The organism is Pseudomonas sp. R4-84, from assembly GCF_054130985.1.
The window spans coordinates 3,725,614-3,746,606 of sequence record NZ_CP096390.1; the positions used below are offsets into that span (position 1 = coordinate 3,725,614).

A 20,993-nucleotide genomic window follows, 5' to 3' on the forward strand; every position below is an offset into this window, starting at 1 on the left:
TGGCAGCAGCGGTCTTTGCGTTGCCATCGATGCAACTGGGCTGACGCTATCGTGAGCAAGCTCGTTCCTACGGGGTTTTGTGTCGTTATAATTCATCGCTTGCCAGTATCAGAGACCGGTATGACCGCCATCCATATCAAATTCCCAGCCCTCACCGTCAAGGCCGGCTCCCGCGCCTTCAAGCGTATCCGCGAGGCGGGCCTCAAGGCCGCCGATGTTGGCATCCTGCCGGGTGCCGCCGGTGGCCCGAAAGCCTTGGGCATCCAGGGATTGGACCTGGCCCTGTTCGGCGAATGGCTCCCCGCCGCGCCGCGAGAGCGGTCGTTGATCGGGGCTTCGGTTGGCTCCTGGCGCTTTGCCAGCGCCTGTCTGCCGAACGCCGCCGAGGGTATCCGGCGCCTGGGCACTTTGTATAACGAACAGAGCTTCGCCAAAGGCGTGACCATGGCCGGCGTCAGCCAAAGCTCCCAGCGCATGCTCGACGACCTGCTGGAAGGCCGGGACCTGACGATCCTCGATAACCCGCTCTACCGGCTCAATATCATGGTGGTCAAGAGCCACGGCTTGCTGGCACTGGACCACCGTGGCCGGCTGGGCCTGGGCTTGTCGTCGGTGATTGCCGACAACTTGCGGGGCCGCGCACGCTTGTCGCGGCATTTTGAGCGGCTGATCGTACACGATCCTCGGTTGGCGCCTCCGCTGAATCCGCTGACAGACTTCCCGTCGCGCTTCGTGCCGCTGACCGCCGATAACCTGCGCCAGGCGTTGCTGGCGTCGGGCTCGATCCCGATGGTAATGGAAGGCGTGCGCGACCTCCCCGGCGCCGGCGCCGGCACCTACCGCGACGGCGGTCTGCTGGACTATCACCTCGACCTGCCCTACAGCGGCGACGACATAGTCCTCTATCCACACTTCACCGATCGGGTCATTCCCGGCTGGTTCGACAAGGGCCTGCCATGGCGCAGGGGCAACGCCGAACGCCTCCAGAACGTGCTGTTGCTCGCGCCATCGCGCGAATACCTGGCTCGCCTGCCCTACGGCAAACTGCCGGATCGCAACGACTTCAAGCGCTTCATGGGCGATGACCCGAGCCGCCGTAAATACTGGCGCACGGCGATGGACGAAAGCCGCCGGCTCGGCGATGAGTTCCTTGAACTGACGGCCAACGGTGGATGGGGCGAGCGTTTGCTGACCCTTTAGTCAGCATGCTCGCGCATCACACGGATCAACCTGATAAACTCCGCCGCCTGCCTCGCGACCGCTACCTTAAAGAGCCTGAACCTGTGGAAATCTTCAAAGAATTCACCTTCGAATCCGCCCACCGCCTACCCCACGTACCCGAAGGCCACAAGTGCGGCCGTCTTCACGGTCACTCGTTCAAGGTGGCTATCCACCTCAGCGGTGACATCGACCCGCACACGGGCTGGATTCGCGACTTCTCGGAAATCAAGGCGATCTTCAAGCCGCTCTACGAGCGCCTGGACCACAACTACCTCAACGACATTCCTGGCTTGGAAAACCCGACCAGCGAAGTCCTGGCCAAGTGGATCTGGAATGAGTTGAAGCCGCTGCTGCCGGAACTCAGCGCCATTCGCATCCACGAGACCTGCACCAGCGGCTGCATCTATCACGGGGAGTAACCAAACCTGCTGTGGCGAGGGAGCTGCAGCTTTTGTGTCTATGCTCTCTGGCTTAAACATGCCAAGAGGATACGATCATGACTCACTGGCCGCTGGATCAGGTCTACCAGTTCAACGGACACCCCGTCCGCTACGCCATCCACGGCGACGGCCCGCCGCTGGTGTTTGTCCACGGCACGCCCTTTTCTTCCCATGTGTGGCACCGCATCGCCCCGCTCTTCTTCGCCACGCACAAAGTGCATTACTTCGACCTGCTGGGTTATGGCCAATCTGCGCAACCGGACGCCGACGTGTCCCTGGGCGTGCAGAACACACTGCTTGCCCAATTGCTGGAACACTGGAACCTGGAACGTCCAGACGTAGTGGCCCATGACTTTGGCGGCGCCACCGCGCTGCGTACACATCTGCTCGATGGCAAGGATTACCGAAGCCTGACCCTGATCGACCCGGTGGCCCTGTCGCCCTGGGGTTCGCCTTTCGTCCAGCATGTGCGCCAGCATGAAGCGGCGTTCAGCGGCCTGCCCGATTACATTCAGCGCGCCATCGTGCCGACCTATGTCCGCGGCGCGATGAAACGAGACATCTCCGACGCAGAACTGGCGCCCTACGTGAAGCCGTGGCTTGGCGATCCGGGCCAGGCGGCCTTCTACCGGCAGATTGCGCAGATGGACGAGCGCTACACCCGTGAGGTCGAAGGGCTGTACCCCAGCGTACGCTGCCCGACCCAGATATTGTGGGGTGAAGATGACCAGTGGATCCCCATCGAGCGTGGCCGCGCGCTGCACAAGATGATTCCGGGGGCGCTGTTTCAGGCCGTGCCGAACGCTGGACATCTGGTTCAGGAGGATGCGCCGGAAGCCATCGTCGCGGCGGTGTTGCGGTTCTTAGGGCCGCTTTCCCCTACCTGAAATCTTTATGGTGTGGGAGCGAGCTTGCTCGCGATAGCGATTCGTCAGTTGATGGGAATGTGGCTGACCTGACGCTATCGCGAGCAAGCTCGCTCCCACACGGCCCCTCCGTGTTCCAACGTGAACCATCCCTGCACCACTTTTGTTCCTCGAAACCCACCCAACCCAACGGGATTGTCTATAAATAACCGGCGATCGCTCGCTTGGCACGGCCGCTGCACGCTTGCGCTTTTTCTCTCTCCGCAAGGACCCGCCACATGACCCAGAACGATCCCGGTAATGACTACCCCTTGAGTGAAGTCCCGATGAGCGCACGCAAGGGCCTGGCTTCCACGGCCATGGTGCTGCTGGGCTTTACGTTTTTCACCGCCACCATGTTTGCCGGTGGCAAGCTGGGCGTGGCGTTCGGTTTCGCGGACATGCTCGGCGTCATCGTCATCGGCAATCTGTTGCTGGGCCTTTATGCCGCAGGCCTGGGTTACATCGCGTTCAAGAGCGGGCTCAATTCAGTGTTGATGGGCCGCCTCTGTTTTGGCGAAGTAGGCAGCAAGCTCAGCGATCTGATCCTGGGCTTTACCCAGATCGGTTGGTACGCCTGGGGCACGGCCACCGCTGCGGTGGTGCTGGGCAAGTATTTCGAGTTGGGCCAGGGCACGGTGCTGGGGCTGATGGTGCTGTTCGGCCTGGGATTCTGCGCCACGGCTTATATCGGCTATCGCGGGCTGGAGATCCTGTCGTACATCGCCGTGCCGGCCATGCTGTTGTTGCTGATGCTCTCGATGTGGGTCGCGACGCAGAAGGTCGGCGGCCTCGATGGCCTGCTGGCGGTTGTGCCAACGGGTAATCTGGATTGGTCTACGGCAATCACCCTGGTTTTCGGCACGTTCGTCAGCGGCGCCACGCAGGCGACCAACTGGACACGTTTTTCCCGCTCGGCGAAGGTCGCGGTGCTGGCGAGCCTGATCGGCTTTTTCCTGGGCAATGGCCTGATGGTGTTGATCGGCGCATACGGTGCCATCGTCTACCAGCAGCCCGACGTCGTCGAAGTTCTGTTGTTGCAGGGCTTCGCCATGGCGGCGATGGCGATGCTGCTGCTCAATATCTGGAGCACCCAGGACAACACCATCTACAACTTCGCCGTGGCCGGTTGCAACCTGCTGCGCACTCGCCGACGCAGGGCGGTCACGCTGGTCGGCGCCGCGATCGGCACCCTGTTGGCGTTGCTGGGCATGTACGATTTGCTGGTGCCTTACCTGATCCTGCTCGGCACCGTGATTCCACCGATTGGCGGGGTCATCATGGCCGACTTCTTCTTCCGCTGGCGTGGGCGCTATCCTCGCTTGGCGCAGGCGCAACTGCCTGCGTTCAATTGGCCTGGGCTGGGTGCCTATGCCGTCGGCACCGTTGCGGCGTTCAACTCGCCATGGATCGCACCGCTGGTAGGAATCGCCACCGGCGCGCTAACGTATGTGCTATTGATCGGCGTAACAGGCACTCGCACCGCTGACGCGCCCCTACAAGACCTCTAAAGGATTCGCCTGATGCACATCATCAACGCCCGCCTGCGCAACCGCGAAGGCTTGCATGAATTGCACCTGGAAAACGGCCTGATCGCCAGCATCGCCCGCCAGACCGAAGCCCCCAGCCTGGGCCCCGAAGACATTGATGCCGGAGGCAACCTGGTGGTGCCGCCTTTCGTCGAGCCGCACATACACCTGGACGCCACACTGACCGCCGGTGAACCGCGCTGGAACATGAGCGGCACGCTGTTCGAGGGCATCGAATGCTGGGGCGAACGCAAGGCCACCATCACCCAAGAAGACACCAAGACCCGCGCCAAGAAGACTCTCCAGGCCCTGGCCGCCCATGGCATCCAACACGTGCGCACCCACGTCGACGTGACCGATCCGGCGCTCACGGCGCTCAAGGCAATGCTCGAAGTGCGCGAGGAAAGCCGCCATCTGGTCGACATGCAAATCGTCGCGTTCCCCCAGGAGGGCATCGAGTCCTACCGCAACGGCCGCGAGCTGATGGAAGAAGCGATCCGCATGGGCGCCGACGTGGTGGGGGGCATTCCGCATTTCGAATACACCCGCGACCAGGGTGTCAGTTCGGTGAAGTTCCTGATGGACCTGGCCGAGCGCACCGGCTGCCTGGTGGACGTGCATTGTGATGAAACCGACGACCCGCACTCGCGCTTCCTCGAAGTGCTCGCCGAAGAAGCGCGCAGTCGCGACATGGGCGCGCGGGTGACCGCCAGCCATACCACGGCGATGGGCTCCTACGACAACGCTTACTGCGCCAAGCTGTTCCGCCTGCTCGGCCACTCTGGAATCAGCTTCGTATCGTGCCCGACTGAAAGCATCCATTTGCAAGGACGCTTCGACAACTTCCCCAAGCGTCGCGGCGTCACCCGGGTCAATGAACTGCTCGAAGCCGGAATGAATGTGTGTTTCGGCCAGGATTCGATCGTCGATCCATGGTACCCGCTGGGCAATGGCAACATCTTGCGCGTGCTCGAAGCCGGGCTACACATCTGCCATATGCTCGGCTATCGCAACCTGCAAAGCGCCCTGGACCTGGTCACCGACAACAGTGCCAAGGCCATGGCCCTGGGCGAGCGCTACGGGCTGGAGCCTGGGCGTCCGGCGAACCTGCTGGTCCTTTCTGCCGACAGCGACTACGAAGTGATCCGCAGCCAGGGCCTGCCGCTTTACTCGATTCGCAAAGGCGAAGTGCTGATGAAGCGGCAGATGCCGGTGGTAGAGTTCGGGCCGCAGTTGACCTGAAATCCCCTATACCTGTGGAAGCGAGCCTGCTCGCGATAGGGGGCTGTCGGTTGATATCTATGCGGCTGAGCTGACGCCATCGCGAGCAGGCTCGCTCCCACAGTGGCTTGGTGTGATACCTGAAATCTGCGCCCGCTGGAGATCTACTGTGGGAGCGAGCTTGCTCGCGATAGGGGGCTGTCGGTTGATATCTATGCGGCTGAGTTGACGCCATCGCGAGCAGGCTCGCTCCCACAGGGGATTGGTGTGATACCTGAAATCTGCGCCCGCTGGAGATCTACTGTGGGAGCGAGCCTGCTCGCGATAGGGGGCTGTCAGTTGATATCTATGCGGCTGAGCTGACGCCATCGCGAGCAAGCTCGCTCCCACAGGGGATTGGTGTGATACCTGAAATCTGCGCCCGCTGGAGATCTACTGTGGGAGCGAGCCTGCTCGCGATTGGGGCCTGTCAGTTGATGTCTATGTGACTGAGCTGACGCCATCGCGAGCCTGCTCGCGATAGGGGTCTGTCAGTTGATATCTATGTGACTGAGCTGACGCCATCGCGAGCAGGCTCGCTCCCACAGGGGATTGGTGTGATACCTGAAATCCGCGCCCGCTGGAGATCTACTGTGGGAGCGAGCTTGCTCGCGAAGACGTCATCGACCGCGCCGCGCCAAACAACCTGACCCGCACCAGCTCGCCTGCCTCTTCCTCCAGCAGGATCGGCGCCGTACCGCCGGGCATCACCACCCTCACCACCCCCGCCCTCACCCACCCCAACCGCCAGGCGGCACTGGCCACGGCGCTGGCGCTGGTGCCTGATGACGCGGTAGGGCCTTCGCCCCGCTCGAACACCCGCGCCGCGACTTGCCCTTCGCCCGCGCGCCACGCCCATTGCAGATTGATCCCCGCCGGACAAGGATCGCCCGCCCCGCCGGGGGTGGCATAGGCAATGGCGGTCAGGCTCTGCGACAGCATCGGCGCGCGCATCTGTGAAAGACTCGGCAATGCCTCCACGTCATCGACCAACGTCACGCAGTGGGGGTTGCCGATACGCACGAACTGGCTATTGCCCCACGCCGGATCCAACGCATGAAGCGCAGGCACCCGGCTTGTTTCGCACCGGCCGGACGTCACTTTTTCCACCCCTTGGGCAGCGACGGCACGGGGTCCGAACAGCGGTTTGCCCAGATCCAGCCAGAACCCTTGCACGCCTTCGAACTCGGCGGCGCGAACCGTCGTTTGCAACGGTGAGACACCTTCGGGTTTGTCGTGATGGACCCTTAGCAAAAAGTCCATGTCCTCCGGCAGCAGACCTCGCTCTTGCAGGGCCAGGGAAAAAATCGTCAAGCCATTGCCGCTGCGCTCGGCCAGCGTTCCATCGGTATTAACGATCAACACATCGAATGGCGGCTCGTCCTGGAACGGGCCAATCAGCAGGCCATCACTGCGATGGGCCTTGGCGTCCGGCGGCGCTTCGCCTGGCGCCCATGCGCAAAAAGCCTGCACCGCGGCACAACTCCAGGCTTGGCGCGTTCGCGCTGCCTGGACGGCAGACGGCGGAAGATCGATCCCCTCGGCACGGATTTGCTGCGGGGAAACGACTCCATAAACATTGCCGCGTGCGTCGTAGAACTGTGCCATGCGTCGGTCCGGAATAAGCCTGGGGAAGTCGCTACTCTAGGCCAATCCACCGACCGAGCACACACGGATATAGCATCAATAACCCTGTCATCGGTTCTGCACATCCTCCAGCGCCAATCGGATCTGCCGATGGAAATGCTGCAATGCCGGTTCGGTACACGCAAAACACCGGGGCGTCACCTGTAAGGTCCGACAGGTGCGACTTGGCTGGCTAGCTCGTAACGTAGGCAAGTCACGCCCGGACAAGGACTCATCATGAAAGACAAGCGCACCTCAACGCCCATGGCAGAGCTCTACAGCGAAGGCCGAAAACACTTCATCGAACTGGTACCCGACGGCGGCGCGCGACTCGACGCGTTGTTCCACACTGCTCCGGCGCTTGGCGAACTCGCCGTCGGTGTGGTGTACGGTCATTTGCAGAGTCGTCCCGGCCTCGACCCGCGCCTGCGAGAAGGCGCAACGCTGGCCGCCATCGTGGCGGCCGGAATGGTCGGTCCTCCCCTTAGCGTGCATTTGAAAACCGGGCTCGCATCAGGGTTGGCGCCGGGAGAGATGATTGAGCTGGTGGTACAGGCCTCGGCGTTCGCGGGTTTTCCGCGAGCCGTCTCCGCGGCCGATCAGCTCAATCGGTTGTTTGCAGAAGCGGGCCTCGCCTCGCCACCGCCGCCCACGCCCCGGGAAGTGACGCTGGACTTTTGCGAGCGGGTGCGCAAGGGCCGTCCGCCCATCCCGGTCCAACCTCAGATCAAGCGGTTGCTGCGCAAAGCCCTACGCTTGTCGGTTCATGGAACGTCGGCCCGGAATGTGGTCGTCGAATGCTTCGATGCAGAATCCGACTTCCCCACCGCCCTGGTGTATTTCGAGGTGGAGGCTGACCATGTGATCAGCCTCAGGTTGTATCACGCGCGATGACTCGCGCGGGTTCCGACAGGACACGTCCAGTGCCTTGGCACGTTGGGGTCGCGGTGCGGTCAGTGGATATGCAAGCATAGGCGCCTCCCTGCCCGCTTGACCGCACCGCACGAACGCCAAGGACGATTCATGACCGCTATCACCCCTCCACCTACCTTTGTTCCAGGGCGCCTGGAGCAGATGTCCACCCGTGTCGCCTACCTCATCGCCGGAATCGGCATCGCCGCGTGGGCACCGCTGGTGCCTTATGCCAAGGTGCGGGCGAACCTCGACGAAGGCACCCTCGGGTTGCTGCTGCTATGCCTTGGAGTCGGATCGATCCTGGCGATGCCGATTTCCGGCGCGCTGGCGACACGGTTCGGTTGCCGTCGAGTACTCAGTGGCGGCACGCTTCTGGTCTGCCTGGCGCTGCCATTGCTGGCGACCATGAGTTCCTTGCCGTGGCTGGTGGCGGCGTTGTTCCTGTTTGGCGCCGGGCTCGGCACCGTGGACTCGACGGTGAACCTGCAAGCGGTCATCGTCGAGCGCGCCAGCGGCAAGACCATGATGTCGGGTTTCCACGGCATGTTCAGCCTCGGCGGGATCATTGGCGCCGCCGGTGTGAGCGCCCTGCTCGGCCTGGGACTTTCGCCGCTGGCGGCGACGCTTGTCGTCAATGGCGTGCTGTTGGTGGCGCTGTTCAAGGCAGCGCCGCACCTGCTGCCCTATGGCAGTGAAAGTGCTGGGCCGGCGTTTGCCATTCCCCACGGCGTGGTGCTGTTTATCGGCATCCTGTGCTTTATCGTGTTCCTGGCCGAAGGCGCGGTGCTGGATTGGAGCGCCGTGTTCCTGACCGCTGAACGCGCAGTGGATACCGCCTATGCCGGGCTGGGTTACGCCGCGTTTGCCTTGACCATGACCATTGGCCGGCTGACGGGCGATTCGGTGGTGCATCGACTGGGGGCCAAGCGGGTGATCATTTACGGCGCAACGATGGCCGCCGCGGGATTTCTGATGGCGACCGTCGCGCCCATGTGGCAAGCCGCGCTGCTGGGTTATGCATTGGTCGGTGCCGGGTGTTCCAACATCGTGCCGGTGCTGTACACCGCCGTTGGTAAACAGACGCTGATGCCCGAAGCCATCGCCGTGCCGGCCATTACCACCATCGGTTATGCCGGCATTCTCGCAGGGCCGGCATTGATCGGCTTCGTCGCCCATGGCAGCAGCCTGGGCATCGCGTTCGGCTTGATTGCGCTATCGCTGGTGGCGGTGGCGTTTAGCGGTAAGGTGTTGAAAGTCTGAAGCCTTGAGACGTCCCCGTGGCGAGGGAGCTTGCTCCCGCTCGGCTGCGAAGCAGTCGTAAACCGGTGAATGCGCTGTGCCAGAGGCTTCGCATTCGAACGAGCCTGCTCGCGATGGCGTCGGGTCAGTCGACATCGAGGGATGACTGACAATCTGCCATCGCGACCAAGCTCTCACAGGGCGCGGCTTACGTCACGTATCGGTCAGAACCGGCACACCGCGGCTGCCCCGGTGTCGGTCGGCATGACATGCTCGGGCGGCACCACGACCACTTCACCGCCTTGACGCGTCACCGCGAGGATCAGTTCGTCCAGCACATCCGGAGCCTGTTCATCGCCCGTCTCGTCGATGATCAACCGGCCTTTGTCCGGGTCCAGCTGGCCGGGAACCTGGCGCTCCGCCTCCACCAGCAACATCGCGACACGGCCCTCCCAAGCGGCCTTGGCGATGTCGGCCAGCTTGTCCAGGGCGCGTCCCTGGCCGACCGCGACGCCATAGCGATTCAGGCTATCGACCACTTGGTCGGCGTGACTGTGGGCCATGAGCTTGGCGCATTGGACCCGCAACTCTTCGACGCTCAACCGCGAAGGATCGCCCTCGATACCCTGCGTCAGCAGGTGCTGGTTATGACTGACGGCACGGAACACTGCCTGGTTTTCCGGCAAGGCCACCAGGATCATCGGCAGGCCCGAAGGCTGCGAGTGATGTTGCAGGATGGCTTTGTCCACCGCGCGGAAAAACCGTTCGCGATCCAGGTTGATCTCGTCCTGCTTACCGCCACCGGCGGACTCATGCATCATCGCATCGCCACGCTCGCCGCTGCGGCTGAAACCATTGGGGAAGCCCTGCTGGTCACCCGACGTCAGCTCATCGCCCAACGCCTCGTTCTGGTTGCGCGGGACCGGTTCGGCCAGCTCGATTTTCTCCAACTGCTCGCTGGAACCTTCATACAACCAGATCTCGTTGCGGGTCAGGCACAACGCCTGGTAACGCTCGGTGGACTGCACCAGGCGCAACAACGGCTTGAGATAAGGATGGCTGTTGGCGAACGCGCATTCCGGCAAGCGCTGGCTCACCGAAACGACTTTGAAATAGTCACGGGCACCGAACACCGCGATGCCGTCGCGGTTGGAATTCCAGAAACCCTGGTCCTCCACCAAGGCCAGGAACGGAGCCAGCAACGGCGCGCAGTCCATGCCAGGGTGCTGTTGTTCAAGTTGGGTTTGCAGGTCACGCACCAGGTTCTTGTAGCGGATCGGGTCCTGGCTACGCTCGGGGAATGTGCGATGGGTGGGCATGTACAACGAAAGGCTCGGCTGTTCGTCGAACGCCAGGAGCTCGGCCAGCACCTGCCGGCTGAAGGGTTGATGAGCGGTCATGATCGTCTCCTTTATTCTTTACCACGAGCCTCTTGGTTTTCGAGGAAGTCCTCCTCCAGCATGGCGTCCACCATCTCCGGCGGCGCCTCATCGACGGGTGCGGTCACGCGGCCCATCGATTCGACGGCGGGGTTGAGCTTGCCGATCTGATGATCGAGCGCGTGCAGCATTTTCTCGGCAGCGCCCTCCACGGCCAGCTCCAGGCTCTCGGCTTTGTGACTGACCGACAACGATGAATGGCCCTGTACGCGTGCCTCGATCTGGCAACGCTTGTCGGCGGCACCGCCCTTCTGGGCATTTTCATCACTGACGTGAATCTCGACGCGGGCCAACTGATCTTCGAAACGCTGCAACGCGTCCACCACCGTACTGCCAACCCATTCCTGCAAACGGGCACTGCCTTCAATATGGTTGCTGTTGACTTGAACTTGCATGATCGACTCCTTTGCAAAAGACGGCTGACGCCGCCTGTTGTAGGTAGAAGAAGATCAAACGGGCGAAGTTCCCGGCGCGGGATGACTGGAGCCTGAGAGGCTGTTGATTACCCTTTGTGGGAGCCGGTATTACCTCGCCTTTCAGACCTCCGGCATTTTCGGAAGCCCACCGCCAAGCGGTTCCAACCGTTGATGGCGTTGATCGCCACGGTCAGGTCGACCATTTCCTTGGGCGTAAAGTGCTCGTTCAGCAGCTCGTAGTCGGCGTCGGGCGCATGGGTCTCGCTCAGGCGCGTCAGGGCTTCGGTCCAAGCCAGCGCGGCGCGTTCACGGCCGGTGAAAAACGGCGCCTCGCGCCAGGCGGTCACGGCATACAGGCGCCGCTCGGTCTCGCCGTCCTTGCGCGCATCGGCGGTGTGCATATCGATGCAGAACGCGCAGCCATTGATTTGCGAAGCGCGCAGCTTCACCAGCTCGATCAGGGACTTTTCAAGGCCCAATCTGGAGACCGCGTTCTCCAGGGCCAGCATGGCTTTGTAGGCATCAGGGGAAGCGGCATAAAAATCGATACGCGGTTGCATGGGGGAACTCCTGAACAATTGGGTGTGGCGCTACGTTAGCCCTGCACTGGCGCAGGACAAATAGCCAATTGTGGGGAAGTTCGAGTGACCAATGAAGCGTCGTTGCCTGCCGGTGGAGATAGGTCAGGCCCGGCTGCGCAACCATTGCAGAAAGCGCTTCTTGGCGACCGGCTTGGGTATGTCACGGGTCAGGTTCTGAGCCAGGTGGATGCGTACGTCCAACAGGTTTTTCTTGGCGTCGCCGATGTCACGACGGGCCTCGAGACAGGGTTTGAGGTAACTGTTCTCGATGCGATACAGGGTGCAGAACGTCTTCGCGGTGAAACTCGCCAACGCCGCTTGCTCGGCGACGACCCCGGCTTCGCCGATAACTTCACCCGGCCCCATGCGCCCGCCCTCGATGGGCTGGCCATTACGCATGAGGCTCGCGCTGACCACGCCGGACTCGATGATGAACAGGTGGTCGCTGACCTCTCCGGCCGCCAGGATCACGTCGCCGGCGCGGAACGTCTGCAGGGTCATGTTCTGGCTGAACGTGTCTTTCTCGTCCGGGCGCAGCGTGGAAAAGATGCTGGAGCTTTCCAGCAATGCCCGAGGACGCGACACCGCCACGGCCGCCGCGCTTTCGCCAGTGGACAGCAGACTCACGCCCGATGCATGCAGATGCCGGAACGCCAGATCGAACAGTTGATTGCGGACTTCGCGTTTTTGCCCCATCGAGGCCACAAAACCGCTGATCTCGTATTCCGCTCCGGCGCTGCCGGCGCTCTTGAGCGTGACGCTGGGCGCCGGGCTGGCGAGCAGCGCCCGGCAGCCGATCATTGCCCGCTCCAGCGCTTCGATCACTTTTTGTGGGCGCGCATGCGGGCTGATCTGGAGGCTGATGGACAAGCCATGCATGTCGCTGGGACGGCTGAAGTTGACGATCTTGGCTTTCGCCGCCAAGGAATTGGGAATCACCGCCATGCTGCCCTGGGAGGTCTGCAATCGCGTGGCCCGCCAGTCGATGTCGGTGACCCGGCCCTCGGTGCCGTCGATGGAAATCCAGTCATCGACTTGATAGGGCTTGGTGGTGTTGAGCACGATGCCGGAAAACACATCGCTGAGGGTGCTCTGCAAGGCCAGGCCGACGATGATCGCCATTGCGCCGGACGTCGCGAGCACGCCCTTTACCGGCAGATCCAACACATAAGCCAGCGCCGCGATGACAGCGACCAGGAAAATCACCGCCCCCAGTAGATCCTGCAACAGCCGTCCCGTATGGCCGACCCGTTGCATCATGACCGCGCCGATCATCACCGTCAGGGTTCGCGCGGCGAACAACCACCACGCAATCTGCAGGCCGGTCGCCGCCAGGTGCCGAGGTACGTCGTCGACCCACTGTGCGGTCTGCATGGGGTTGAGGCCTTCGTTGAACAGCAGCATGCTGAACAACATGAAAATCGCCAGTCGCACGCCGATTTTCCAGTAGGTCCGTTCGGCACTGACCAGCCGCCACGCCAGCAAATCGAGCACGAGCAATGCCAGGGCACACAGCAGCGGATGGTCGGTGATCGGGGCGAGCATCGGGACAGCTCCAGGAAGGCGATTGGCGAAGATTGGCACAGATTCAAGCGGCTGTAGAGATCACCCCCACAATGGATTCGCGTTGCTGCTTGACTAGCCATCCATCCGGCCGAAGCGCCCGGAATGGAAATCCTCGAAGGCCCGGTGGATTTCCTGCTCACTGTTCATCACGAACGGACCATGGCCGACGATGGGCTCATCGATCGGCTCGCCACTGAGCAACAGCAGTACCGCGTCGTTGTTGGCTTGCACGCTCAACTGGTCGCCTACCCGATCAAACAGTGCCAGTTGCCCGGCTTCGACCCGTTCGCGGCCGTTGGCCTGGATCGAACCTCGCAGCACGACCAACGCGCTGCTGTGGCCGTCATGCAGGTCCAGGGTCAGCTCTTTTCCGGCGTTCAGGCGGATATCCCAGACGTCGATGGGTGTAAAGGTTTTCGCCGGGCCTTGGTGCCCCTCGAAGCGCCCGGCGATTACCCGCACGCTGCCGGCCGCGTCTTCTAGCGTGATGTTCGGAATGTCCTGCTTGAGAAGGGTCTGGTAGCCGGCCGGCGCCATCTTGTCCTTGGCTGGCAGGTTGACCCATAACTGGACCATCTCCATGAAGCCACCCTGCCGGGCGAACGCTTCGGAGTGAAATTCCTCATGGATGATTCCTGAGGCAGCGGTCATCCACTGCACGTCGCCGGGGCCGATCTTGCCGCCACTGCCGGTAGAGTCGCGGTGCTCCAGTTCGCCCTGGTAGACGATGGTCACGGTTTCGAAACCCCGATGAGGATGCTGGCCGACGCCACGCCGCTCGGTGGTGGGCGTGAATTCGCTGGGGCCGGCGTGGTCCAGCAGCAGGAACGGGCTGATGTGCTTGCCCAGGTTGTCGTAGGAAAACAGCGTACGGACCGGGAAGCCGTCGCCAACCCAATGCGGCCTTGGACTGGTATAGAGGCCTATGATCTTTTTCAAGCTGCGTCTCCAAATCAAAGGTTGAGATTCGATGGACACAGCTTAAAACCCATACCAATAACGCACCAGACTGCAAAAACCGGCCTTAGCGTTCTACCTATGGAACGACGATCGACACTGCAAGGGCGAACTCGGTTCTGACGCTCAAAGCTGATTGCGCTTGGCAAATTCCGACAGGCCCACCAGGGAACTCAAGCCGAGCTTTTCCAGCAAACGGGTCTTGTAGGTGCTGACTGTCTTCGGGCTGAGGAACAAAGTCTCGGCGATGTCCTTGCCACGCATGCCCATCGCCAGCATCCGCAGGATGGACAGCTCCCGGGTGGAAAGACTCTCGAGTGCTTTCTGCTCAGAACGTTGTTGAAAGTCCAGCCTGACGGACATCTGCGGAAAATAGGAATAGCCGGACTTCAAGGCGTGGATGGCCTTTATCAGCTCCTTCAGGTCACTTTTCTTGGTCACGAACCCCCTGGCCCCGGCAGAAATGCAGCGGTTGCAGAAATGCTGGGCATCCTGGGAGGTGAACACCAGCACAGCGCAACCGGGAAATTGGCCGGTGATCCAGACAAGCAGGTCCAGGCCATCGAAACCATTCATGACCAGGTCCAGGATCACCACGTCCGGGATATCCTGCTTGATACATGCCCGCGCATCGGCCACGCCGCTGACATCAGTGACCTGGCTGAATCCCTCGTTCTGGCATACAAGCCGCAGCGCCCCCCGGATGACGGGGTGATCGTCCACAATCAATACGTTTTTCAAGGCAACTCCCCGGGGACAATGCAAACGGCGCCGACGCCATGACCGCATCGACGGTGACACAAATGGCTGACCCAGCCACCTGTAAGATCTGACAGTGCGGACTAACGGTGCCGTCAGGTTCCGTGACGCTGTCCGACGGTGCGAGCCCAGGACGGAACCGGCTCGTTGGCCGCTGGATCGACGCTTTTCATCAAGCGCTGCACGGAAATCGCATCGGGCAGTCGGGCGTTGCTTACCTGGAGAAAAGGCTGGCGAGTCGCCGGGGTGCCCTGCTGGGCGTTGTAGATCAAAGCATGACGAACCAGAGGGTTGTCGAGGAAGAATCCGGGCAGGTCCAAGGCGTCATCCGCCACGCTGGCATTGACGATGACCAGGTCGAACGGCTCACAGCCGCAGTCCACCAACGTCAGGAGTTCATGCACGTCGCTCACCGGAGCGATGCGGAAATAGCCTTGGTGATTAAACAGGCGTTCTAGTTGCAGTCGATGATAATGCTCAGGATCGGCAATCATGATGCGTAGAGCTTTATTTGGCATGGCAGGCATTCCAATGGCAACGCGGCAGGTACGAACCGGCTCGGGAACGTTAAGTCGCGTCAGGCTAGAGGAAGGTCTTTAGGCACGCTGTAGGACAAATCTCAAAAACAGGAAGAAAAATCGCCTGTCGACCTGCGGCAGTGTGCGTTTTCTATCAATGCCGGTCGCGCGTAGGGTCGATGGCGCCGGCGTTGCCTTGCGCAACGGGCTTGCTTGTCATGTAAGCCTGGAGCCGCCCAGTCAGGTGCTCCATCGCCTCGTGCAACTCATCCGCCGCAGCAGCGAGCGATGACGTTTCGCCCGCGCGGCAGGCGTTTTCCAGTATTTCGCAAGCGGCAATCAAGCGCTGTGCCTGGATCAACCTGGCCCCGCCCTTGATCCGATGCGCCAGATCGGACAGCCCGGACACGTCATGGCGCGAAAACAATGTCTGCAACCGCGCCTTGTCCTGTCCATTGCTGTCGATCAGTTCCAGCAACAGGCCCTGGGTGGAAACCCAGTCGCCGCCAGTCAGTTGTTCCAGGCTGGTCAGGTCGAAGTCTGCGTCAGCAACACGCGGTTCCACCGCACCGTTGGGCACGACCGATGCCAGACGCGCGTTCAATTGGTTCAAGCCGATGGGTTTGAACAGACAATCGTCCATTCCCGCCGCAAGGCAACGGGCCTTTTCCTCGGGCTGGGCATTGGCCGTGAAGCCGAGAATCGTGGTCGGCGCCAGGCCTCGGTCCCGCTCGTCGTCGCGAATGGCGCGGGCCAATTCATAACCGCTCATCCGCGGCATGTTGCAATCGGTGATGACGGCGTCGAACTGCCCGGCGCGCCACGCCCGCAACCCCTCGGCACCGTCTTCGGCCTCCCGCAGCCGGTGGCCCAGGTAGTTGATTTGCTGGACCAGCAACAACCGGTTGGCCGGGTAATCATCGACCACCAGGATGTTCAACGGCCGTGCGGGCATCACCGCCTCGGTCTGCACCACCGGCGCTTCGCCCACCGTTTCAAGCAATGGCAACTCCAGGCGGATCTCGACCTGCGTACCCTGTCCCGGCACGCTATCGAGCAGCAATGTGCCGCCCATCATGCCGCATAAGGTGCGGCTGATGACCAGCCCCAACCCCGAACCGCTGCGCGCCGCCTGGGTGCTGTCGCCGACTTGAGCGAAGGGGCTGAACAAGCGTTGCTGGTCGTGGACTGAAATTCCGCGGCCGGTGTCTTCAACCCGCAGACGGATGGCCAGGCGCTGCCCTCCCTTTCCCGGTTCGGCTCGCAGCACCAGGCGCACGTGGCCCTGCTCGGTGAACTTGATGGCATTGCTCAGCAAGTTCGAGAGCACCTGCTTGAAGCGCATCGGGTCGATCAATACGTCCTGATTGCTCGCCGCGTCCACATCCAGTCGCAGGTTCAATTGTTTTTGCCGGGCCAGGCCCTCGAACATCCTCGCCACGGCCTCGACCATCGTACGCAGGTTGGCGCGCTCAGGTGTCAGCGACAGCCGCCCCGACTCAATACGGGAGATGTCGAGAATGTCGCCGATCAAATCCAACAAGCCTTGGGCGGCGCTCGACGCGACTTCAAGGGCGGCCCGGTCCATGACGCCTTGCTCGGCTTTTTTCAGCGCCATTTCCAGCATGCCGATCACGGCGTTCATCGGCGTGCGGATTTCGTGGCTCATGGTCGCCAGGAACGTGGTCTTGGCCCGGTTGGCATCATCGGCGCTGGCCTTGGCCACGCGCAATTGCTCGAGCAGGCGCCGCAGGTAGACAACCCAGCCCAATGCCAGCAGCAACAGCAGCGCGGCGATGGCGAAACCCTGGACAATCGCGGTGCGATGGCGCAGCCAGTAGCTATCATCGATTACCACTTCACTGCGCCAACGGTTGGTCAGCTCATCCATTTCCTCGGGGGAAATACTCAGCAGCGCCTTGTCCAGGATCGAATAGAGCTGCGCTGCGTCATGACTGGTCGCCAGCGCGACGCGGGCGGGCACCGTGCCGACGGTGCTGGTGACTTGCAGCTTCTCGCGGTACTGGCGAGAGATCATGTAGCGAGCGCTGATCAGCGAACTGATCGCGCCGTCCGCCGCGCCTGTGGCGACCATGGACATGGCCTCGGCCAGGTTCTGCGCCGGCACCAACTGCACCGTGGGAAACTGCTCCAGCAGGTATTCGCGCAGCATGTTCCCGCGCACCAGCGCCAGCCGTTTGCCGGCCATCCGATCCATCGTCAGCGAGTCATTCGCCTTGACCGGCACCACCAGCACGAAGGGGTTCGTCAGGTACGGACGGGTAAAGCGCAACTCATCTTCGAGTTCCGCGCTGGGAATCGCGGTTGCCAGAACGTCGGCCTTGCCGCTGGTGATCCTGCCGACCAGGTCATCCACCGAATCGCCATGCTGGATGTCGAATTTCAGGCCGGTGCGCAAGCTGATCCTGGCCAGCACATCGGCCCCGATGCCGCGGAGTTGGCCGTGCTCATCGAAAAACGTCAACGGCAGGAAATTTTCGCTGACAGCCACCTTGATTCGCGGATGGGCATCGAGCCAGCGCTGTTCATTCACACTGAAATGCAACGCCTGCTGGCCCGGCACGCTTGCCCCGCCGGCATTCCAACGCCGCAGGATGCCCATGCGTTCGCCGATGGGGATGGCCTGTAACGCGGCATTGACGATGCGCAACAGCTGCTTGTTGCCACGACTGACCGCGAAGGCGAACGGTTGCACTTCCATGCGGGAAAGATCCACCAGCTGGACATTGTTCAGGTAGTTCTTGCTGATCAGGTAGTGGGCGCTGATCGAATCCCCCAGGTAGACGTCGGCCTGGCCGAACGCCACGGCGCCGATGGCGCTCAAGGTCGAGGGAAACAACTGCAAAGTGGCGTCGGGATAAAAAGCCTCGACCTTGTCCGGGGGCAAGTAGTGATACAGCATCGCCACCCGTTTGCCCGCCAGGTCCGCGGGCAGTTCCTCGCCGGCATCGACCCTGGCCACCAGCGTAGGAATGTCATCGGCATAGGCCTGGGACATCGCCAGCCCCGGATCGCTGGCCTCGAAGCCATTGGCGGTGCCAAGCACATCGATTTCCCCGCTGCGCAGGGCCTGGAGCGATGCATCCCGCGAGGCGTACCGCTGCACCCGCACCTCGACGTGCAACAACTGCCCCATCAACCGGGCGTAGTCAGCGGTCAAGCCTTCGTAATCGTTGCCATTGCCGGTGATGCTGAACGGCGGATAATCCGGTGCCGAGGTGCCCAGCAGCAACGTGCCCTTGCGCCGCAGCCAGGCCCAGTCGGCTTCGTCCAGGCTCACCGAATAATCGCTCACAGTGGATCGTCCGAGCACCTGCAGCGACTCGGGTTTAGCGCCCACCTGTGGCGCCATACAGGATAGACCCAGCCATATCGCCGCCAGGCCCGTGCGCAGCAACGGCATCATTCGATCAGGTTTCGCTTGGCGAAATCGGCCCGGAACGCTACTTCAGCGACCGGCTGATCGGTTCGGACTGCCAATGCGAGGGAACAGCGAACCGTTTACGTTCCTCCCAGGGCTACCGAGAGGGACGTAAGATGAGTGTAGGAAGTTTCTCAAGAATTTCCTGAGGAATGTGCAAGCTCGGTGAGACTTAAGCCGTGGCCAGCTTCAGGTCTCGCACCGAATGCCCCTGGCCACGATGCCTTGCGTGCTCATAGAGCGAGCCGGCGATCTCATCGGCGCGCACCGGCAGGATCGAAAGCAATGTGTCGCTCAGGCCATGGCTGGCCTGGCAGAAGCCCTGCATATAGATCGCGGCCTTGCAGCGCTCATCGGTGATCAGCTTGTAGTTGCGATCCACCTCGAAATCCCCCAGGTATTGCGCCAGCGGCTCCAGCAAGGTGCGATGCATCTGGCGTTCGTAGCCGGTGGCGAGCACCACCGCGTCATAGCAGCGCACCGTCAGCTCGCCGGTGGCGTTGTTACGCACCGCCAGCTCCACGCCCGCGTCGGTGGCCGTGGCTTTCTCAATGGTGGTGAGGGTGCGGAACGCATGACGGGCGATGCCAGAGACTTTCTGGCGGTAAAAAATCCCGTAGATGCGTTCGATCAAATCGATGTCCACCACCGAATAGTTGGTGTTGTGGTACTCGTTGACCAGGCGCTCGCGCTCGCTGTGGGGTTGCTGGAACACCAAGTCGGTGAACTCCGGCGAGAACACTTCGTTGACGAACGGGCTGTCATCCGCCGGCTTGAGGGCCGAGCCCCGCAGAATCATGTCGACCTGCACCGACGGGAAGCTGTCGTTGAGGTCGATGAAAGCCTCCGCCGCGCTCTGTCCGCCGCCGATGATGGCGACCTTCATCGGCTGACCGCTCACGCAGGCCTGGTTCGCCATGCGCGCCAGGTACTGCGAATGATGGAATACCCGGGCGTCGTTCTTGAACGACTTGAACGCATCGGGGATGCGCGGCGTGCCACCGGCGCTGACCACCAAAGAGCGCGTGGCGCGGACCAGCTCTTCGCCCTGGGCACCGCGGGAAATTACCCGCAGTGCTTCGACCTGCTGGTCACGCAGCACCGGCTCGATGCGCAGCACTTCTTCGCCATAGCGGCTCTGCTCGGTGAAGTGCCCGGCCACCCAGCGCAGGTAGTCGTTGAACTCCATGCGGCACGGATAGAAGGTGCCGAGGTTGATAAAATCCACCAGGCGGCCGTGGTGCTTGAGGTAGTTGACGAACGAGTACGGGCTGGTGGGATTGCGCAGGGTCACCAGGTCCTTGAGGAAGGAAATCTGCAGTTCGCTCTGGGTCACCAGGGTGTTGCCGTGCCAACGATAATCGGCCTGTTTGTCGAGGAACAGCACGTCCAGTTCACCCTGGACCGGCCCTCGTTCCTGTAGCGCGATGGCCAGCGCCAGGTTCGAAGGGCCGAAGCCAATGCCGATCAAGTCGTGAACGATGGGCGATGCAATTGCCTGTGTCATGTCCAGTGTCCTCTGGAAAAGTCCCTCAACAGGGCGCGGAAAGCCTGGGGAACCGGCCGGCATTTCAAGCGCCGGCGAGTCGTCTGTTGAGTGGAACGAGGACAATGAAAAAAAATTTACCGCCGTGCGACCGGCGAGGGACGAATCAGGTCGCGTCCCACTGCCGCACACGAACGCGGCAATGCTTCATGGCGTTGACGATGTGTTTCTCCACCAACGCCCTGGAAATGCCCAGGCGCTCGGCGATTTGCGGGTGGGACAGGCCTTCGAGCTTGCGCAGCAGAAAGCTCTCGCGGCACATCGGTGGCAGCTCGGCCAGGGCGCGTTGCAGCATGTCCAGGCGCTGGCCATGGTCGAGGCTGGTGTGGGGCGATGGCGTGAAGAAGCGTTCTTCACTGTCCAGGACATCGAGGGACTCGACCTGGCGCAAGGTGTTGCGCCGATGCCCGTCGATCACCAGGTTCAACGCGGTGCGATAAAGGAACGCACGGGGTTGCTCGATGGGCGTATCGCTGGCGCGCTCCAGCACCCGCACATAAGCGTCATGCACCACGTCTTCGGCCGCCTGGCGGTTGCCTAGCCTGGCGTTCAGGAAACACACCAGTTCGCGATAGTAGTTTTCCAACATGACTCCCGTGCGCAATGACTGCGACAGCTATCCCTGTGCCCCCCC

Annotated in this window: 18 protein-coding genes; 7 read left to right on the plus strand and 11 right to left on the minus strand. The window is 61.9% G+C overall.

The window, feature by feature from the left end; genetic code table 11:
• Positions 1-120: 120 nt before the first annotated feature.
• The 5 genes from M1D68_RS17075 (at position 121) to codA (ending at position 5,337) form a co-directional block, all read left to right on the plus strand.
• On the plus strand, positions 121-1,200 hold the full coding sequence (locus M1D68_RS17075) for a patatin-like phospholipase family protein (protein ID WP_457967847.1): 1,080 nt from the start codon (positions 121-123) through the stop codon (positions 1,198-1,200).
• Positions 1,201-1,283: 83 nt separating this feature from the next.
• Positions 1,284-1,640: a 6-carboxytetrahydropterin synthase QueD gene (queD, locus tag M1D68_RS17080; protein WP_025212792.1), complete on the plus strand. Its 357-nt coding sequence runs from the start codon at positions 1,284-1,286 to the stop codon at positions 1,638-1,640.
• 77 nt (positions 1,641-1,717) lie between these two features.
• Positions 1,718-2,548, plus strand: coding sequence for an alpha/beta fold hydrolase (locus M1D68_RS17085; protein WP_457967849.1), 831 nt, complete (start codon positions 1,718-1,720; stop codon positions 2,546-2,548).
• A 257-nt stretch (positions 2,549-2,805) separates the two neighbouring features.
• The gene (gene codB, locus M1D68_RS17090; RefSeq protein WP_420765665.1) at positions 2,806-4,077 is read left to right on the plus strand and encodes a cytosine permease; all 1,272 of its coding nucleotides are present in this window, start codon (positions 2,806-2,808) and stop codon (positions 4,075-4,077) included.
• Positions 4,078-4,089: 12 nt separating this feature from the next.
• The gene (codA, locus tag M1D68_RS17095) at positions 4,090-5,337 is read left to right on the plus strand and encodes a cytosine deaminase (RefSeq protein WP_434559839.1); all 1,248 of its coding nucleotides are present in this window, start codon (positions 4,090-4,092) and stop codon (positions 5,335-5,337) included.
• A 606-nt stretch (positions 5,338-5,943) separates the two neighbouring features.
• Here codA and M1D68_RS17100 read toward each other — a convergent pair.
• The gene (locus M1D68_RS17100) at positions 5,944-6,963 is read right to left on the minus strand and encodes a diaminopimelate epimerase (RefSeq protein ID WP_457967851.1); all 1,020 of its coding nucleotides are present in this window, start codon (positions 6,961-6,963) and stop codon (positions 5,944-5,946) included.
• Between the two features lie 255 nt (positions 6,964-7,218).
• On the opposite strand from M1D68_RS17100, the gene M1D68_RS17105 reads away from it, so the two are divergent.
• Together M1D68_RS17105 and M1D68_RS17110 are read left to right on the plus strand one after the other, a co-directional pair.
• The gene (locus M1D68_RS17105; protein ID WP_420767826.1) at positions 7,219-7,875 is read left to right on the plus strand and encodes a carboxymuconolactone decarboxylase family protein; all 657 of its coding nucleotides are present in this window, start codon (positions 7,219-7,221) and stop codon (positions 7,873-7,875) included.
• 129 nt (positions 7,876-8,004) lie between these two features.
• Positions 8,005-9,156 carry an MFS transporter gene (locus M1D68_RS17110; RefSeq protein WP_434606918.1) on the plus strand — a complete coding sequence of 384 codons (1,152 nt, stop codon included), beginning with the start codon at positions 8,005-8,007 and terminating at the stop codon, positions 9,154-9,156.
• Between the two features lie 203 nt (positions 9,157-9,359).
• Here the strand turns inward: M1D68_RS17110 and M1D68_RS17115 are convergent, their stop codons facing one another.
• The 10 genes from M1D68_RS17115 to M1D68_RS17160 all read right to left on the minus strand — a co-directional run bounded on the left by M1D68_RS17115 (position 9,360) and on the right by M1D68_RS17160 (position 20,948).
• A complete protein-coding gene (locus tag M1D68_RS17115) occupies positions 9,360-10,535 on the minus strand; it encodes a baeRF3 domain-containing protein (protein WP_420767828.1) in 1,176 nt (391 codons plus the stop codon).
• Positions 10,536-10,546: 11 nt separating this feature from the next.
• On the minus strand, positions 10,547-10,969 hold the full coding sequence (locus M1D68_RS17120) for an HPF/RaiA family ribosome-associated protein (RefSeq protein WP_420767829.1): 423 nt from the start codon (positions 10,967-10,969) through the stop codon (positions 10,547-10,549).
• 107 nt (positions 10,970-11,076) lie between these two features.
• On the minus strand, positions 11,077-11,550 hold the full coding sequence (locus tag M1D68_RS17125) for a carboxymuconolactone decarboxylase family protein (protein ID WP_457967854.1): 474 nt from the start codon (positions 11,548-11,550) through the stop codon (positions 11,077-11,079).
• Positions 11,551-11,673: 123 nt separating this feature from the next.
• Entirely contained in the window at positions 11,674-13,116 is a 1,443-nt protein-coding gene (locus M1D68_RS17130; protein ID WP_457967856.1) for a mechanosensitive ion channel domain-containing protein, read from the minus strand.
• A 93-nt stretch (positions 13,117-13,209) separates the two neighbouring features.
• Entirely contained in the window at positions 13,210-14,076 is an 867-nt protein-coding gene (locus tag M1D68_RS17135; protein ID WP_457967858.1) for a pirin family protein, read from the minus strand.
• A 144-nt stretch (positions 14,077-14,220) separates the two neighbouring features.
• Positions 14,221-14,835 (minus strand): response regulator, encoded by a 615-nt coding sequence (locus M1D68_RS17140; protein ID WP_420767833.1) that lies wholly within the window; start codon positions 14,833-14,835, stop codon positions 14,221-14,223.
• Between the two features lie 113 nt (positions 14,836-14,948).
• Entirely contained in the window at positions 14,949-15,371 is a 423-nt protein-coding gene (locus tag M1D68_RS17145) for an ANTAR domain-containing protein (RefSeq protein WP_420767834.1), read from the minus strand.
• Between the two features lie 154 nt (positions 15,372-15,525).
• Positions 15,526-18,798, minus strand: coding sequence for a transporter substrate-binding domain-containing protein (locus M1D68_RS17150; protein ID WP_457967860.1), 3,273 nt, complete (start codon positions 18,796-18,798; stop codon positions 15,526-15,528).
• 187 nt (positions 18,799-18,985) lie between these two features.
• On the minus strand, positions 18,986-20,320 hold the full coding sequence (locus M1D68_RS17155) for a lysine N(6)-hydroxylase/L-ornithine N(5)-oxygenase family protein (RefSeq protein ID WP_445570693.1): 1,335 nt from the start codon (positions 20,318-20,320) through the stop codon (positions 18,986-18,988).
• A 145-nt stretch (positions 20,321-20,465) separates the two neighbouring features.
• Complete coding sequence (locus M1D68_RS17160; protein WP_420767837.1) at positions 20,466-20,948, minus strand: sigma-70 family RNA polymerase sigma factor; 483 nt, start codon at positions 20,946-20,948, stop codon at positions 20,466-20,468.
• Positions 20,949-20,993 lie beyond the last annotated feature (45 nt).

Excerpts from the sequence above, each read along its gene's own strand:
- M1D68_RS17075 (WP_457967847.1), top strand. The coding sequence starts at position 121 with ATGACCGCCATCCATATCAAATTCCCAGCCCTCACCGTCAAGGCCGGC.
- M1D68_RS17085 (WP_457967849.1), top strand. The coding sequence starts at position 1,718 with ATGACTCACTGGCCGCTGGATCAGGTCTACCAGTTCAACGGACACCCC.
- codB (WP_420765665.1), top strand. The coding sequence starts at position 2,806 with ATGACCCAGAACGATCCCGGTAATGACTACCCCTTGAGTGAAGTCCCG.
- codA (WP_434559839.1), top strand. The coding sequence starts at position 4,090 with ATGCACATCATCAACGCCCGCCTGCGCAACCGCGAAGGCTTGCATGAA.
- M1D68_RS17100 (WP_457967851.1), bottom strand. The coding sequence starts at position 6,963 with ATGGCACAGTTCTACGACGCACGCGGCAATGTTTATGGAGTCGTTTCC.
- M1D68_RS17105 (WP_420767826.1), top strand. The coding sequence starts at position 7,219 with ATGAAAGACAAGCGCACCTCAACGCCCATGGCAGAGCTCTACAGCGAA.
- M1D68_RS17110 (WP_434606918.1), top strand. The coding sequence starts at position 8,005 with ATGACCGCTATCACCCCTCCACCTACCTTTGTTCCAGGGCGCCTGGAG.
- M1D68_RS17115 (WP_420767828.1), bottom strand. The coding sequence starts at position 10,535 with ATGACCGCTCATCAACCCTTCAGCCGGCAGGTGCTGGCCGAGCTCCTG.
- M1D68_RS17120 (WP_420767829.1), bottom strand. The coding sequence starts at position 10,969 with ATGCAAGTTCAAGTCAACAGCAACCATATTGAAGGCAGTGCCCGTTTG.
- M1D68_RS17125 (WP_457967854.1), bottom strand. The coding sequence starts at position 11,550 with ATGCAACCGCGTATCGATTTTTATGCCGCTTCCCCTGATGCCTACAAA.
- M1D68_RS17130 (WP_457967856.1), bottom strand. The coding sequence starts at position 13,116 with ATGCTCGCCCCGATCACCGACCATCCGCTGCTGTGTGCCCTGGCATTG.
- M1D68_RS17145 (WP_420767834.1), bottom strand. The coding sequence starts at position 15,371 with ATGCCAAATAAAGCTCTACGCATCATGATTGCCGATCCTGAGCATTAT.
- M1D68_RS17150 (WP_457967860.1), bottom strand. The coding sequence starts at position 18,798 with ATGATGCCGTTGCTGCGCACGGGCCTGGCGGCGATATGGCTGGGTCTA.
- M1D68_RS17155 (WP_445570693.1), bottom strand. The coding sequence starts at position 20,320 with ATGACACAGGCAATTGCATCGCCCATCGTTCACGACTTGATCGGCATT.
- M1D68_RS17160 (WP_420767837.1), bottom strand. The coding sequence starts at position 20,948 with ATGTTGGAAAACTACTATCGCGAACTGGTGTGTTTCCTGAACGCCAGG.